Origin of the sequence: Microbacterium sp. CGR1, from assembly GCF_051062835.1 — a bacterium.
GTDB lineage: Bacteria > Actinomycetota > Actinomycetes > Actinomycetales > Microbacteriaceae > Microbacterium.
Window position 1 is genome coordinate 93,428 of the sequence record NZ_JAOTPG010000002.1, and the last position, 14,384, is coordinate 107,811.

The window sequence follows — 14,384 nt, forward strand, 5'->3', positions numbered from 1 at the left end:
GGATGCCGAAGCCCCCTCCTGCGAAGGTCTGCAGGAGGGGGCTTCAGCGATCGAGGCGATTCGGCCCGAATTCAGCGACCGAGCAGGAAGCTCGCTCCCCGCTCGCCGATCATCGCAGCCGGCGCGTTCGTGTTGCCGGTCGGGACGGTCGGGATCACCGAGGCGTCGATCACGCTCAATCCCTCGACGCCTCGCACCCGCAGCGTCGGATCGACCACTGCCTCGGCATCCGATCCCATCCGGCAGGTGCCGACCTGGTGGTGATAAGTGATGGCGGTGCGGCGCACCCAGTCCTCGACGTCGGCATCCGACACCTCGGGTCCGGGGTACACCTCCATCGCGCCCCACCGCTCCGCGAGCGCGGGCTGCGCGCCGATCCGGCGGCACTGCCGCACGGATGCAGCGAGCGCCGCCACGTCCCGGTCGTCCTCGAGAGCGGCGAGGTCGATCAGGGGCGGGTCCGTCAGATCCGGGCCGGAGAGGGTCAGCGCACCACGGCTGTGCGGGGTGACGAGTCCGGCCATGAGCGTGAACCCGTCATCGCCTCGCGGCTCGAGGTCGCCCCACATCGGCACCGAGAAATGGATCGGCTGCGTATCGGGCTCCGCGAGTTCGTCACGGCTGCGCCAGAACAGATGCGACTGCGTCACCGAGACACCGGTCTGCGGCGGACCCACCGGACGTTCGGTGGTGAAGATCACCGGCGAGAGCAGGTGGTCGTGCAGGTTCTTGCCCACCGAGGGCGAATCGACGACGACCGGGATGCCGAGCGCCGAAAGTTCATCGGCCGGGCCGATGCCGGAGCGCAGCAGGATCACGGGGGAACCGATCGCACCGGCGGAGAGGATGACCTCGTCGGCCCGCAACTCCTCGGCATCCGCCCCCTCTCCGAGGCGCACCCCCACTGCGCGACCGCTCTCGACGATCACCGAGTGCACCTCGCGACCGGTGACGATGGTGAGCCGGTCGGCGATCGGCTGCGCATACGTCATCCACGTGTTCACGCGCCTCCCGTCTCGGATCGTCACCTGCTGCTGCGAGACGCCGTCGAGCGTGCCCCCGTTGTAGTCCGGGTTGTGCGGCAGCCCCTCTTCGACCGCCGCGTCGATGATCGATGCCTGGATCGGAGACAGCGCGTAGTCGTCGGTCACCGGCAGCAGATCGTTCTCGATCGCGTCGTAGACGGGCTCGACGGCATCCCACCCCCACCCCGTCGCGCCGGCGCGCTCCCACGAGTCGTAGTCGGACGCGGCGCCCCGCACCCAGATCATCGCGTTCAGCGCATGCGATCCACCGGTGACCTTGCCGCGAGGCAGATGCAGTCGTCGACCGGCCGCGTGCTCCTGGGGCACGGTGAAGAAGTCCCAATCGTCGGCCGAGTGCCACAGCTCCCCCGCCCTCGACGGATCGTGGATCGCGGGGTTCGAGTCGTAGCCGCCGGCCTCGATCAGCGTCACCTCGACACCGGCATCCGCCAGCCGCCGCGCGACGATCGCACCCGAGGTACCGGCACCGACGACGATCGCGGTCTTCATGCCTGAGCCTTCCGTCCGGGGCCGGACACGACCTGCGACACGGCGACGGACTTGAGCCCCTCGACTCCGAACTCCAGGCCGTACCCCGAGCTCTTCACCCCGCCGAAGGGCACCATCGGGTGCAGGCCTCCATGCGAGTTGATCCATACGGTTCCCGACTGCATGCGGGTCGCCGCCTCGCGCGCGGCATCCGGATCGCTCGACCAGACCGAGGCCCCGAGACCGACGTCGACCGCGTTGGCGAAGGCGAAGGCCTCGTCGACGTCGCTGTAGCGGATCACCGGCAGCGCAGGGCCGAACTGCTCCTCCTGCACGAGGGCGGCGTCGTTGTCGATGTCGGCGACGATCGTCGGGCGATAGAACAGCTCGCCGAGTTCGGGAGCCGCTTCACCACCGGTCACGACGCGAGCACCGCGGCTCTTCGCCTCTTCGACGAGCCGCGACACGATGTCGAACTGCGCCCGGTTCTGCAGCGGTCCGAGCACGTTGTCCTCGTCGAGCCCGTTGCCTATCGGCACGGATGCCGCGATCCCGGCGAGCGCTTCCACCACCTCGTCGTAGACGGAGTCGTGCACGTAGAGGCGCTTCAGCGCCGCACACGTCTGACCGGTGTTGATGAAGGCGCCCCAGAAGAGGTCCTCGGCGATCGCTGCCACATCGGTGCCAGGGAGCACGATTCCGGCGTCGTTGCCGCCGAGCTCGAGCGTCAGGCGCGCGAGGTTGCCGGCCGAGCTCTCGATGATCCGGCGACCGGTAGCCGTCGATCCGGTGAACATGATCTTGTCGATGTCGGGGTGGGATGCCAGGCGAGCCCCGACCTCGCGGTCTCCCGAGACCCCGATCAGCACATCGGCCGGGAGCACGTCGTTCATCACCGCCAGCAGCGCGAGCACGCTCAGCGGGGTGTACTCACTCGGCTTCGCGACCACCGTGTTGCCCATGCGCAGCGACGGCCCGATCTGCCAGATCGTGATCATCAGCGGCCAGTTCCAGGGACCAATCGCCCCGACGACGCCCGCCGCCTTGTAGACGAGCTCGGCATGCAGCGTCTCGTCGTCGACCAGCACCTGCGGATCGAGCACGGTCGCCGCGTTCGTGCGCAGCCAGGCCGAGCAGGCGCCCAGCTCGAAGCGTGCGTTGGGGCCGTTCAGGGGCTTGCCCTGCTCACGCGAGAGCAGGTACGCCAGGCCTTCCGCGTTGGCGTCGATCGCGTCAGCCGCGGCGACGAGCAATGCGCTGCGCTTCTCGTGGCCGAGCGCCTCCCAGCCCGGCTGGGCAGCCTTCGCCCGCGCGATCGCGTCGTCCAGATCGCTCACCGAGTGCACGGGTGCGCGACCGATGACGTCACGCGTCGCGGCATCCGGGATCTCTCGCCCACCACCCTCCGGTGCCTGGATGCGGTCGAGCAGCGCGGCGGCTGCGGATGCGGCGGATTCGGACATCGGGACTCTCCTTCGAGCGGATGCGTGCCAAGGATCCGGCGCGCTCGTCTCATTGTCGAATGGCTCGCGGCGGCGCACTTGTCGAGGAGTGCGCCGCAGATGTCCGAGTGCGAAGGGATGCTCCCGCAGACGCTCAGATCAGGGTGAAGTCCTCGAAGATCAGGGTCGTCCGCGTCGAGCGGATCGAGGGGATCGCCTGGATGTCCTCGAGGACGATGCGTCGGAGGTCCCTGGCGTCGCTCGCCCGGACGAGCAGGATCACATCGAAGTCGCCGCCGACGAGCGCCATGTGCTCGATCTCGGGGATCGCCCGCAGTCGCGCGCTCACCTCCTGCCACGTGGCCTGCTCGATCGCCAGCGTGACGTACGCGCTCGCGTGGTGCCCGAGCAGCACCGGATCGGTGCGCACCGAGTATCCCGTGATGATGCCCGCATCGGTGAGGCGCTTGATGCGCGCGTGGGCTCCTGCTCGCGAGATGTGCACCGCCTCGGCGATGGCCGTCATCGAGGCGCGGGCGTCGCGTCTCAGCTCGCCGAGGATGGCGTCATCGGTCTCGTCCAGCGTGATCATGGCACCCCTTCGTCCGGTCACGGAATTCTGACATTTTGGCACGAAGAACGGCAAGCCATGCGCATTCGTCCACGATCGCATGAATGCTCTTGGACGAGTGTCGCGTGCGGGGCAAGCTGGCCTCACCGAGTTCGGCAAGGAGGGCGAACGGATGGAACATGCAGATCTGCTTCCGCGCGACGCGGCGGTGCAGCTCATCGACGCCGACGGCAGGACCGTCGCCGATGAGCACTACACGATGCCCCGCACAGACACGCTGCTGGCTGCGTACCGGGGACTCGTCGAAGGACGCCGCATCAACGACCAGGCGAGCGCACTCGTACGCCAGGGGCGCCTCGCGGTCTACCCGTCGTCGCACGGCCAGGAGGCTTGTCAGATCGGCGCCGCACTCGCCATCGACGCCGATGACTGGCTCTTCCCGACATACCGGGACTCCGTGGCCGTGATCGCCCGGGGCGTGGCCCCTGCCGAGGCGATGGTGCTGCTGAAGGGCGATTGGCACTCGGGCTACGACGTGCGCGCCCACCGCGTCGCTCCGCAGGCCACTCCCCTGGCGACGCAGCTACTGCATGCCGTGGGCTTCGCGTACGCCGCGAAACAGCGAGGAGAGGACACCGTCGTCATCGCCCTGTGCGGAGACGGCGCAACCAGCGAGGGCGACTTCCACGAGGCCATGAACTTCGCCGCGGTGTTCCACGTGCCTGTCGTCTTCTTCGTGCAGAACAACGAGTTCGCGATCTCCGTGCCCCTCAGCCGCCAGACCGCCGCCCCCTCTCTCGCGCATAAGGCGATCGGCTACGGCATGCCGGGCCGGCGCGTCGACGGCAATGACGTCGCCGCGGTGCTGGCCGTGCTCGGCGAGGCCGTCGATCGCGCCCGCTCGGCGGGAGGCCCCACTCTGGTCGAGGCCCACACGTATCGGATGCAGGCGCACACGAACGCCGACGACGACACCCGCTACCGCGAACGCGCCGAGGTGCAGGCCTGGGTCGCTCGAGACCCGCTGACGCGTCTGCGGGCGCATCTGACCGAGACCGGCGCGCTCACGCCCGAACTCGAGACCGAGTTCGCGACGGGGGCCGAGCAGATCGCGGCGGCGATGCGAGAGGCGCTGAACACCGACACCGACATAGACCCGGAGGATCTCTTCCGTTTCGTGACCGACACGCGCTCGCCGCAGCTCGAGGAGCAGTGGCAGCTGCTTCGGGGCGAGATCGAGCAGACCCGTGCCGCAGAGGCCGCACCGACCGCGCAGGCGACCCCAGGAGGTGCCCGATGACCATCGCACACGACGACATCCGCATCGATGAGCGCTCGACGAGCGTGTCGACCATGAGCATGGCGGCGGCGTTGAATCTCGCCCTCGCAGACGCCATCCAGTCAGACCCCGAGGTCGTGGTCTTCGGCGAGGACGTCGGCGCCCTCGGCGGAGTCTTCCGCATCACCGACGGGCTCACCGCACGGTTCGGCGAGGAGCGCTGCTTCGACACCCCGCTCGCCGAGTCCGGCATCGTGGGCACCGCGGTCGGCATGGCCATGAACGGCATGCGCCCGGTCGTCGAGCTGCAGTTCGACGCGTTCGCCCTGCCGGCATTCGAACAGATCGTCAGCCATGTGGCGAAGCTCGGCAACCGCACGCGCGGCGCGGTGCGGATGCCGCTGGTGATCCGCATCCCGTTCGGCGGCGGGATCGGCGGGGTCGAGCATCACTGCGACTCGTCCGAGGCGTACTACGCGCATACACCAGGGCTCACGGTCCTCAGCCCCTCCACGCCGCAGGACGCGTACTCGATGCTCCGCGCAGCCATCGCCTCGCCTGACCCGGTGATCTTCCTCGAGCCGAAGAAGCTGTATTGGACCAAGGGCGAGGTCGACACCTCCGTCACGGCCGAGATCGGCACGGCCCGCATCGCTCGCGACGGCACCGATGTCACGCTCCTCGCCTACGGCGCCTCCGTGCCGCTCGCGCTGCAGGCGGCAGAGGTCGCGGCATCCGAGGGCCGCAGCGTTCAGGTCGTCGACATCCGCTCGCTCTCGCCCTTCGATGACGCGACGGTGACCGCAGCCGTGCGCGCGACCGGTCGTGCCGTCGTGATCGCCGAGGCACCCGGTTACACCAGCGTGGCGTCGGAGATCCAGGCGCGGGTCTTCGAGCGCTGCTTCGAGTACCTCGAAGCACCTGTTCGCCGCGTTACCGGTTTCGACACCCCCTTCGCACCGCCGAAGCTCGAGCACTGGTACCTGCCCGATGTCGACCGCGTCCTCGACGCGATCGACTCGCTGCACTGGGAGGACGAGTCATGACCGCCCTGACCACACGGGTCTTCCGCCTGCCCGACCTCGGTGAGGGGCTGACCGAGGCGGGCCTCGTGCAGTGGCTCGTCGCGGTCGGCGACACCATCGTCACGGATCAGGCGATCGCCGAGGTCGAGACGGCCAAGAGCGTCGTCGAGCTGCCTTCGCCGTTCGCCGGCGTCGTGACCGCACTGCACGGAGAGCCGGGCGAGACCATCGACGTCGGAGCCCCGGTGCTCGAAGTGGCCGACGGCGCAGGCGCAGGTTCCAGCCCCGTTGCCTCCGGGTCCGTCGAGCACGATGCCTACCGCGAGGAGGAACGCGCGGGATCCGGCAACGTGCTGATCGGCTATGGAACGTCCGAGCGCGCCACGTCCGGCCGGAGAAGACCCCGGGCCGGTTCGCAGATCGATTCGCCACCGGCGCAGCCCACGACGGCCTCGCAGGCACCGGCCGCACCCGGATCGGATGCCTCGGTACGACGCCCCGTGGCGGTCCGCTCACCCCTCGTGCGACGTCTGGCACGCGACCTCGGACTCGACGTCCACACGATCGTCCCGACAGGACACGACGGTGCCGTGACCCGCGCCGACGTCCTCGCCGCGGCCGTCGACGTCGCGGTCGACGGCGTCACCGCCCAGCATCGCGGTGCAGTAACGAGCGCGGGCGCACGCGAGAGCGGCGGCGGCGACGTCGTCGACGGTCTGTCCGTCGCCTCCCGCGAACGCATGTCCCCGCTGCGAAAGGCCGTCAGCGCGAAGCTCGCTCGCAGCCGCTCCGAGATCCCCGAGGCGACCGTCTGGGTCGATGTCGATGCGACAGAACTGTGGAACCTGCGCTCGCAGATGGCTCCCGACGGAGGCAAGGCGCCGTCGGTCACCGCACTCCTCGCGCGCTTCGTGCTGCTCGCGCTCGAGGATCACCCGGTGCTCGCGTCGAGACTGAGCGACGATGCCTCGGAGATCATCTCCTTCGAGGGCGTCAATCTGGGGGTCGCTGCCGACACCGCGCGCGGACTGATGGTTCCGGTCATCCCGCGGGCGCACGACCTCAGCATCGAGCAGCTCGACACGACCCTGCGTGAGCTGTCGGCGACGGCGCGATCCGGGTCCATGCCACCAGAGCGCCTGCGCGGCTCGACCTTCACGCTGAACAACTACGGCGGGCTCGGCGTCGACGGCTCCGCGGCGATCATCAACCACCCCGACGTGGCGATCCTCGGAATCGGACGCATCATCGAGCGCCCCTGGGTGGTCGACGGGCAGATCGTCGCACGCCGCATCGTGCAGCTGTCACTGGTGTTCGACCACCGGGTGTGCGACGGAGGCTACGCGGCGAGCTTCCTGCGCCGTGTGACGGAGCTCATCGAGCATCCGCTGCGCGCATTCGGGAGGGTGTGAGGGCCGCCCGAATCGGCCGCCCCGCGCACCTCACTCCACGGTGAGGTCTCCTCGCAGGGTGGTGTCTGCGGTCGTGATCCCGATGATCCGAGCCTCCGTGGAGTCGGTGTCCTCCCGCGTGGTGTGGAAGATCAGGAGCCGACCCTCTCGGTCGGCGACGAAGTAGGCCCATTGCCCGGAGGAGACGACGTGCACCCGGGTTCCGGAGGGGAACGCGGCGACGGCCGAGGAGACCGGGTCGCCGATCCGCACATCGAGCGCGTGGGGCGACGTCGCACCGTCCGCTCCGGCATCCTCTTCGTCCGATACGGCCCCGACGGTGATCTCGGAGATCGCCGCACCCTCGGCAGCCGTCGCGGAGAAGGACGAGGCACCGTCGGGGCTCGCGAAGACCCAAGGCCCGCCGTCGTACGCGGGCGGTGTCACCGCAGCATCCGGTAGTGTCGCCACGATGTCGTCATTCGTCTCACCGAGGCGGATCGGGCCGACGCCCTGCCCCGTGATCGACCACTGACCCCAGGGAGTGGACGCTTCGCCGACCGGCTCGGCGGCCCCTGTCGGAGGGGTCTCGGTCAGACTCTCGATGAGCTCGGACTTCGCATCGATCGCGGTCGCCTGCAGCAGCTCGGCCGCGGCCGCCGCGTCGATCGGCGCGGCATCGGGGAGCGACGTCCTCAGGTGCACGAGCGTGTTGCCGACTGCGGCGAACCCGTGGAAGACCCGCCACCCGTCAGAGGCCGGGTCGGCGTTCACCGTTCCCGCCAGCGCACGCACGCCGTCCTCCTCCTCCACGACCTTCGCTTCGAAGGTGTTGAGCCCGTCGTAGTCGAACTCTCCGCACTCCGCCGCTGCGCGCTCGAGCTGATCCATGCGCGCGGCGACGTGCGCCTCATCGGCGAACTGCATGGCGATGACGCTGTTGAACGAGTACTCGGTGTCGCTCGGCATCGACCACGACGACGTCCGCGCACCCAGAGAATCCAGCGTCTGCTCCATGAAGAGCACACCGCAGATCGCCGGAGAGAACTCGGGGCCACCGCCGTCGGAGGTCTGCTCGAGGGCATCGGAGGGGGCGCTCACCTCGCTCGCCGACGGGATCAAGGCGGTGATGTCGCCCGCGGAGGGCAGGAGCCACGAGAGCTCGTCACCGACGAACGCGACGGGCCCCGAGTACGGCTCCGGCGACGAGGCCTCGGGCGTCGGTGATGACGACGATGAAGGCCCTGGCGAGGGCGCACAGGCGGTCAGCGCGGCGAGGAGCGCTGCGACACTGACGAATCCGATAGCGACGCGCCCCCGGCCTCTGTTCAAAACACGCATGACACACCCTCCGTTTGGCTCTTCACATCGAGAATCGATGCCCCTGCGAGGAGCCTAGAGGTGCTCCGATCACCCTGACGAGCGACGCATGCATGTCGATATCAGAATGTGAAGAATCACATGCCGCACGCTGCATACGTCGATGCCCCAGGCTCCAGGTACGATCACCCAGCACCGAGAACCGGAAGCAGTGCCGTGGATCCTGCCCTTGGACTGCCTCTCCGTGTGCGCTACTCTCGCTTTACTGACCGATCATTCGGTAAGTGTCTCGGGCGACGACGCGTCGCTCTTCCCCCACCGCAGAACAACGGAGTTCGCATGACGTCAGCAGTATCCGCACGCAGCTCGACCCGGATGCCCGCCGAGGAACGGCGAGTCCTCGCCAGCACACTCGTCGGTACCTCGATCGAGTGGTACGACTTCTTCATCTACGCGCAAGCCGCCGGCCTCGTGCTCGCGCCCCTGTTCCTCGCGCCGATCGCCGAAGAGAACAAGGGCTTCGCGCAGATCCTGTCGTTCGCCACCATCGGAATCTCCTTCCTCTTCCGTCCCCTCGGAGCCATCGTGGCCGGGCACCTCGGCGACAAGCTCGGCCGTAAGAAGATGCTGGTGTTCACCCTCGTGATGATGGGGCTCTCCACCTCCCTGATCGGCCTGCTGCCGACCTATGCGGCGATCGGCGTCGCCGCCCCGATCCTGCTCATCGTGCTCCGCATCCTGCAGGGATTCTCGGCCGGCGGAGAGTGGGGCGGAGCCGCGCTGATGGCCGTCGAGCATGCGCCGACGAACCGACGAGGCCTCTTCGGCGCGTTCCCGCAGATCGGCGTCCCGATCGGCATGATCCTCGCCACGGCCACGCTCTGGGTCCTGACGAGCTCGATGTCACCGGAGGCTTTCCTCGAGTGGGGCTGGCGCATCCCGTTCCTGATGTCGATCGTGCTGATCGCCGTCGGCTACGTGATCAGGCGCGCGGTCGACGAGAGCCCGGTCTTCGAAGACCTGCGTCGTCGCCGTCAGGAGGCCTCGGCCCCGCTCGGCCGCCTGTTCCGCAAGAACACCAAGCAGGTCGTGCTCACCGCACTCATCTTCATCGGCAACAACGCCGCCGGCTACCTGCTCATCGCGTTCTTCGCCACGTACGCGGTCACAGCCCTCGGCATGGAACGCCCGCCCGTGCTGCTGGCCACGACCCTCGCCTCGTTCGGATGGCTCATCTTCACCCTCTGGGGCGGTCATCTCTCCGATCGTCTCGGGCGCGTGCGCACGTTCCAGATCGGGTACATCGCGCTCGCCCTCTGGGCGGTGCCGATGTGGTTCCTGATCGACACGGCGAACATCTTCTGGTACTTCGTCGCACTGTTCGTGATGACGTTCGCGCTCGGCCTCTCGTACGGGCCGCAAGCGGCGCTCTATGCCGAGATGTTCCCGGCCAACGTCCGCTACTCGGGGGTCTCGATCGGTTACGCACTGGGCGCCATCCTCGGTGGGGCGTTCGCACCGATGATCGCGGAGGCGCTGATGAACCAGTTCCAGGCAGCCTGGACGATCGGCGTCTACATCGCCGTCGCGGCGATCATCTCGCTGATCGGCGTGTCGATGGTCAAGGAGACGAAGGGCGTCGACCTGCACGCCTGAGCGGCATCCTGAGAGATCCCGTCAGCGGACCGGTCGTTCACGCGACCGGTCCGCTGACGCTCTCAGGCCCGAGGATCGCGACCGCCGCCGCACGGGCATCCGCAGTGGTCGCCGCCTTCAGCACGGCCTCCGCCGCCGCTCGACACTGCGCTTCGGTGACGGCCTCGAGTGCGGCAGCCACACGACCGAGCGCCCGCGGCGTCATCGAGAGCGAGGTGACGCCGAGGCCCACGAGCACCGGCGCGAGAGAGGGGTCTGCAGCGGCCTCGCCGCACACTCCGACCGGGAGATCCCACGTGCGCCCGGCTGCACCCACCGCTCCGATCAGGCGGAGGACGGCGGGCTGCCATGGATCGTTCAGTTCACCGAGTTCGGCGAGCAGGCGATCCGCCGCCAGGGTGTACTGCGCGAGGTCGTTGGTGCCGAGGCTGACGAAATCGACGACCTCGAGCATCTCCGAGGCGAGCAGCGCCGCCGAGGGCGTCTCGATCATGACACCCACGGTCATGAGCCCGACCGCGCGAGCACTCTCGGCGAAGGCACGTGCTTCGTCGACCGTGGCCACCATCGGAGCCATCACCTCGACGATCGCCGACTCCGCGTCGGCTGCCAGAGCCAGCGCCCGCAGCTGATCGTCGAGCAGCGCGGGCGACCGTCGGGCGATGCGCAGGCCCCGAACTCCCAGAGCGGGATTGTCCTCGTGATCCGCGTTCGCGAACGGCAGCGGCTTGTCGCTTCCCGCATCGAGCGTGCGCACGACGACCCGGCGACCGGGGAAGGCTGCGAGGACACCACGGTAGGCCGCCACCTGTTCGTCGATCGACGGCGCATCGATCCGGTCGAGGAAGCAGAATTCAGTGCGGAAGAGCCCGACGCCCTCCGCTCCGGCGTCCGCCGCGGACGCCGCCTCCGCCGCTCCCCCGACGTTCGCGAGCAGACGGATGCGATGCCCGTCGGCGAGAACGCCCTCTCCGCCGAAGGGCACGACGACCGATTCGGCCTTCGCCGCGTCGGCGCGCGTCGCGTCAGGTTCGACCTCCACGCTGCCGCGGTCACCGTCGACGAGTACGACGACGTCGGGCGAGATCCCGGTCGCCCCGACGGCTCCGACCACTGCCGGGATGCCGAGAGATCGGGCGATGATCGCGGTGTGGGACGTCGGCCCGCCCTGTTCGGTCACCAGGCCGACGCAGCTGCCGCCCTCGAGGGCGGCGGTGTCGGCCGGCGCGAGATCGACGGCCACCAGCACGAACGGCTCATCGCGCGCAGGGACGCCGGGCATGTCGACCTCGAGGATCTCCGCGACGATGCGATCACGGACGTCGCGGATGTCCGCCACCCGCTCGGCCATCCGTCCGCCGAGTGCCGCGAGGCCCTGCTCGTGCGCGACCGCGGTCTCCCACACCGCGCGCGCGGCTGTGCGCCCCTCGATCCGGACGAGCGCTGAGGCCTCGGCCACGAGCTCCGGGTCGGAGGCGAGCAGACGCGACGCATCGAGGATCGCCCGCGCCTCCCCGGTCGCTGCCGAAGTACGCGCACGGAGCTGATCGGCCACCGCCACGGCAGCCCACTCGATCGCAGACACCTCGCTCTCGCGATCATCCGGCGCGACGACCGCGCTCGCATCCGGCTCATCGAGTGGAGCGGCGAGGATCACCGCCGGGGCCGCAACCCGTCCGCCGCTCACTCCCCTCCCGCGTAGCACGGTTCCCGCCGCGATCGGCGAGGGAGCCGGCGTCTCCGTAGCGACCGACGGCGTTGCCGCAGCCACCGGAGAGCCCGTGACCTCGGTCGTTGCCTCCCCGAAACCGTCGTCGAAGAGAGCCGCGAGTCGCTCGACGACACCCTCCGCGTCGACGCCGGTCACGGACAGCTCGACCTGGTCGCCCTGCCGAGCACCGAGGATCAGCAGTCGCGAGAGACTCGCCGCCGAGGCATCGGGTCCGTCCGGCAGCTTCCGAAGTCGCACATCGGCCCCCGCCGACGTCTCGGCGATGAGCGCGGCAGGACGCGCGTGGATGCCGAGAGGATTCCGCACGGTCACCGCACGCACGACGGCGTCGGGACGGACAGAGGGATTCTCGTCGGGAGCGGGTCCATCGGGACGGGGATCGCCGACGTTCACGTCGCCGAGCTGACCGGTCTTCGCGCCCAGGGCGGCCGAGGCCTCCTCCGCGACGACGTCGAGCGAGCCTCCCGCCGCAGCCGAGACGACCGCCGCGAGCAGTCCTTCCACGAAGGGCGCAGGCGCAAGGCGCACGGGCACGTCGCTCATCCGCAGCTCGAGTGCGAGTTCGGCGCTCAGCACCGCAGACCCCAGGTCCATCAGCACGAGCACCCCGTCGCAGTCCGCCGCGAGCTCGTCGATCGCCGCGGCCACTGCGACCGCATCTGTGCCGAGGATGGGTGCGCCGTCGGCATCCGATCCCGCACCCGCGGCGACCTTCACGCGCGCTCCCCCGCCCTGCACCATCTGCAGGGCGAGCTCCAGCGCCGCCTCCCCGAGTCGTGCGCTGTGGGAGACGGCGACGATGCCGATCATCAGGACGATTCCGCGGTGGCCTGCGCGAGCGTCTCGAACAGCAGCGTGGTCGATGCGGCGCCGGGGTCGAGGTGACCGGCGCTGCGCTCACCGAGGTAGCTCGCGCGTCCCTTGCGGGCGACCAGAGGCTCGGTGGCATCGCGACCGGATGCCGCGGCGGTTGCACCCGCAGCCGTCGCCGCGCCGAGATCCGCTCCGCCGGCGATCGCCTGATCGAGTGCGTCGACCGCCGGAGCCATCGCATCGAACATGGTCTTGTCCCCCGCTTCGGCCTTGCCGCGAGCGACGATCCCGTCGAGTCCGGCCCGCAGCGATGCGGCGAGCGCCGCGGCGTCGAGCTCGGTGACGGGGCCGGCGGCCATCCCCATGCGCAGGAACAGTGTTCCGTAGAGCGGACCGCTGGCGCCGCCGACCGAGCTCACCAGGGTCATGCCGACGGTCTTCAGCAGCTCGTCGACGGTGGCCGGCGCACCGGTGTCGAGCTTCGCGACGACCGCATCCATGCCCCTCGACATGTTCGCGCCGTGGTCGGCGTCACCGATCGCCGAATCCAGTTCGGTGAGCCATTCGCGCTTCTCGGCGATCACGTCACGGAAGCGGTGGATCCAGTCGACGAGTGCTGCCGTATCGACGCTCGTCATCATGCTCCCCACCGCAGGCCGGGCGTGTTCACCGGGGCGTCCCACAGCCGCAGCAGCTCGTCGTCGGCCTTCAGCACCGTGAGCGAGCATCCGGCCATGTCGAGCGAGGTGATGTAGTCGCCGACCAGGTTGCGGGCGATCTGCACTCCCGCCTTCTCGAGCAGAGGGACGACCTCGCCGTACATGAGATACAGCTCGATCAGGGGCGATCCGCCCATGCCGTTGAGCATCACGATCGCGGGTCCTGCGGCGTCGAGGTCGGCGAGGATCGGCTCCACGAGCTGACGGGCGATCTCGGATGCGGGCGCCAGCGGCTCACGATGACGACCGGGTTCGCCATGGATGCCGATGCCGATCTCCATCTGGTCCTCGGGGAGGTCGAACGTGGGCTTGCCTGCGGCGGGCACGGTGCAGCTCGTGAGTGCCATGCCCATCGAGCGCCCCTGGCCGTTGATGCGCTTCGCGAGCTCGACGATCGAGGCGAGGTCCTGCCCTTCCTCGGCTGCCGCTCCGACGAGCTTCTCGAGCAGCACGGTGAGTCCGACGCCTCGGCGACCGGCCGTGTAGAGCGAGTCCTGCACTGCGACGTCATCGTCGACGATGACCGTGCCGACCTCGATGCCCTCCATCTCGGCGAGCTCGGCAGCCATCTCGAAGTTCAGCACGTCTCCCGTGTAGTTCTTCACGATGTGCAGCACTCCCGCGCCGCGGTCCACGGCCTTGGTCGCGGCCTGCACGCGGTCGGGAGTCGGCGAGGTGAAGACCTCGCCCGCGACGGCTGCGTCGAGCATCCCGACGCCCACGTAGCCGCCGTGCAGCGGCTCGTGCCCTGACCCTCCGCCCGAGACCACCGCCACCTTGCCCGCGTCCTTCGGCGTGGCCCGGGTGATCACGCTGTTCTCGAAGTCCACCGACAGCTCCGGATGCGCGAGGGCGACGCCCCGCAACGATTCGGCCAGCACGTCGGCGGGGTTGTTGATGAGCTTCTTCATCGTTCGATCTC

The 14,384-nt window shown here is 69.2% G+C and carries 11 protein-coding genes; 4 read left to right on the forward strand and 7 right to left on the reverse strand.

Going from position 1 to position 14,384, the window contains the following annotated elements:
- Window positions 1–71: 71 nt before the first annotated feature.
- The 3 genes from OD997_RS15410 to OD997_RS15420 all read right to left on the reverse strand — a co-directional run bounded on the left by OD997_RS15410 (window position 72) and on the right by OD997_RS15420 (window position 3,548).
- The gene (locus tag OD997_RS15410; RefSeq protein ID WP_434332464.1) at window positions 72–1,535 is read right to left on the reverse strand and encodes a GMC family oxidoreductase; all 1,464 of its coding nucleotides are present in this window, start codon (window positions 1,533–1,535) and stop codon (window positions 72–74) included.
- Window positions 1,532–2,977 (reverse strand): aldehyde dehydrogenase family protein, encoded by a 1,446-nt coding sequence (locus OD997_RS15415; RefSeq protein WP_434332465.1) that lies wholly within the window; start codon window positions 2,975–2,977, stop codon window positions 1,532–1,534. Before OD997_RS15415 ends, OD997_RS15410 begins: the two co-directional genes overlap by 4 nt.
- Before the next feature lie 133 nt (window positions 2,978–3,110).
- Window positions 3,111–3,548, reverse strand: coding sequence for an Lrp/AsnC family transcriptional regulator (locus OD997_RS15420; protein WP_434332466.1), 438 nt, complete (start codon window positions 3,546–3,548; stop codon window positions 3,111–3,113).
- Between the two features lie 151 nt (window positions 3,549–3,699).
- Between OD997_RS15420 and pdhA the strand changes: the two genes are divergently transcribed.
- The 3 genes from pdhA to OD997_RS15435 are packed head-to-tail and all read left to right on the forward strand — an operon-like array spanning window position 3,700 to window position 7,243.
- The gene (gene pdhA, locus OD997_RS15425; RefSeq protein WP_434332467.1) at window positions 3,700–4,827 is read left to right on the forward strand and encodes a pyruvate dehydrogenase (acetyl-transferring) E1 component subunit alpha; all 1,128 of its coding nucleotides are present in this window, start codon (window positions 3,700–3,702) and stop codon (window positions 4,825–4,827) included.
- Window positions 4,824–5,852 (forward strand): alpha-ketoacid dehydrogenase subunit beta, encoded by a 1,029-nt coding sequence (locus tag OD997_RS15430; RefSeq protein ID WP_434332468.1) that lies wholly within the window; start codon window positions 4,824–4,826, stop codon window positions 5,850–5,852. The genes pdhA and OD997_RS15430 overlap by 4 nt, the downstream gene beginning before the upstream one ends.
- The gene (locus tag OD997_RS15435) at window positions 5,849–7,243 is read left to right on the forward strand and encodes a dihydrolipoamide acetyltransferase family protein (protein ID WP_434332469.1); all 1,395 of its coding nucleotides are present in this window, start codon (window positions 5,849–5,851) and stop codon (window positions 7,241–7,243) included. The genes OD997_RS15430 and OD997_RS15435 overlap by 4 nt, the downstream gene beginning before the upstream one ends.
- A 30-nt stretch (window positions 7,244–7,273) precedes the next feature.
- On the opposite strand, the gene OD997_RS15440 is transcribed toward OD997_RS15435, so the two are convergent.
- Window positions 7,274–8,563 (reverse strand): hypothetical protein, encoded by a 1,290-nt coding sequence (locus OD997_RS15440; protein WP_434332470.1) that lies wholly within the window; start codon window positions 8,561–8,563, stop codon window positions 7,274–7,276.
- Window positions 8,564–8,881: 318 nt separating this feature from the next.
- Here OD997_RS15440 and OD997_RS15445 point away from each other — a divergent pair, with 318 nt between their 5' ends.
- Window positions 8,882–10,198, forward strand: a complete 1,317-nt coding sequence (locus OD997_RS15445; RefSeq protein WP_434332471.1) for an MFS transporter — start codon at window positions 8,882–8,884, stop codon at window positions 10,196–10,198.
- A 37-nt stretch (window positions 10,199–10,235) separates the two neighbouring features.
- On the opposite strand, the gene ptsP is transcribed toward OD997_RS15445, so the two are convergent.
- Genes ptsP through dhaK form a run of 3 tightly spaced genes read right to left on the reverse strand, consistent with a single transcriptional unit; the run spans window position 10,236 to window position 14,373 of the window.
- Entirely contained in the window at window positions 10,236–12,740 is a 2,505-nt protein-coding gene (gene ptsP / locus OD997_RS15450; protein ID WP_434332472.1) for a phosphoenolpyruvate--protein phosphotransferase, read from the reverse strand.
- Window positions 12,740–13,381 (reverse strand): dihydroxyacetone kinase subunit DhaL, encoded by a 642-nt coding sequence (gene dhaL, locus OD997_RS15455; protein WP_434332473.1) that lies wholly within the window; start codon window positions 13,379–13,381, stop codon window positions 12,740–12,742. The genes ptsP and dhaL overlap by 1 nt, the downstream gene beginning before the upstream one ends.
- Window positions 13,381–14,373, reverse strand: coding sequence for a dihydroxyacetone kinase subunit DhaK (gene dhaK, locus OD997_RS15460; protein ID WP_434332474.1), 993 nt, complete (start codon window positions 14,371–14,373; stop codon window positions 13,381–13,383). Before dhaK ends, dhaL begins: the two co-directional genes overlap by 1 nt.
- Window positions 14,374–14,384: the final 11 nt, after the last annotated feature.

Excerpts from the sequence above, each read along its gene's own strand:
- OD997_RS15410 (WP_434332464.1), bottom strand. The coding sequence starts at position 1,535 with ATGAAGACCGCGATCGTCGTCGGTGCCGGTACCTCGGGTGCGATCGTC.
- OD997_RS15415 (WP_434332465.1), bottom strand. The coding sequence starts at position 2,977 with ATGTCCGAATCCGCCGCATCCGCAGCCGCCGCGCTGCTCGACCGCATC.
- OD997_RS15420 (WP_434332466.1), bottom strand. The coding sequence starts at position 3,548 with ATGATCACGCTGGACGAGACCGATGACGCCATCCTCGGCGAGCTGAGA.
- pdhA (WP_434332467.1), top strand. The coding sequence starts at position 3,700 with ATGGAACATGCAGATCTGCTTCCGCGCGACGCGGCGGTGCAGCTCATC.
- OD997_RS15430 (WP_434332468.1), top strand. The coding sequence starts at position 4,824 with ATGACCATCGCACACGACGACATCCGCATCGATGAGCGCTCGACGAGC.
- OD997_RS15435 (WP_434332469.1), top strand. The coding sequence starts at position 5,849 with ATGACCGCCCTGACCACACGGGTCTTCCGCCTGCCCGACCTCGGTGAG.
- OD997_RS15440 (WP_434332470.1), bottom strand. The coding sequence starts at position 8,563 with ATGCGTGTTTTGAACAGAGGCCGGGGGCGCGTCGCTATCGGATTCGTC.
- OD997_RS15445 (WP_434332471.1), top strand. The coding sequence starts at position 8,882 with ATGACGTCAGCAGTATCCGCACGCAGCTCGACCCGGATGCCCGCCGAG.
- ptsP (WP_434332472.1), bottom strand. The coding sequence starts at position 12,740 with ATGATCGGCATCGTCGCCGTCTCCCACAGCGCACGACTCGGGGAGGCG.
- dhaL (WP_434332473.1), bottom strand. The coding sequence starts at position 13,381 with ATGACGAGCGTCGATACGGCAGCACTCGTCGACTGGATCCACCGCTTC.
- dhaK (WP_434332474.1), bottom strand. The coding sequence starts at position 14,373 with ATGAAGAAGCTCATCAACAACCCCGCCGACGTGCTGGCCGAATCGTTG.